Origin of the sequence: Larkinella sp. C7 (assembly GCF_006149005.1) — a bacterium.
In the GTDB taxonomy this organism is placed as follows: Bacteria; Bacteroidota; Bacteroidia; order Cytophagales; family Spirosomataceae; genus Larkinella.
The window spans coordinates 1-302 of sequence record NZ_VBSL01000307.1 but is presented as its reverse complement, the minus strand read 5'-3'; the positions used below and the strand labels follow the sequence as shown (position 1 = coordinate 302).

Annotated in this window: 1 pseudogene; it reads left to right on the top strand. The window is 27.8% G+C overall.

Annotated features, from left to right (window positions below):
- Positions 1–197 (top strand): annotated as a pseudogene (locus FH871_RS35535) (N-acetyltransferase); the annotation flags it as partial.
- Positions 198–302: the final 105 nt, after the last annotated feature.

The window sequence follows — 302 nt, the reverse complement described above, 5'->3', positions numbered from 1 at the left end:
GGAATAATAATCGTTATCCTTATATCATTAAGATGCTATATAATGCACCTCTACAAAAACGGATTATCAGAAAAAAATTAATTGAACAAGTTGGACTTGATAGAAATAATTATTTTGGTTACCTCTCTTTAACGGATAATCAGTTCAACAAAGTTTTAGAAATGGGTGAAATAAATGAAAGCTTTATTATCAATTAAGCCAGAATTTGTTGAAGAAATAATTGAAGGAAGAAAAAAATTTGAATACAGAAAAAAAGTGTTCAAACGTTCAGACGTTTCGTCTATCGTAGTTTATGCAACTAA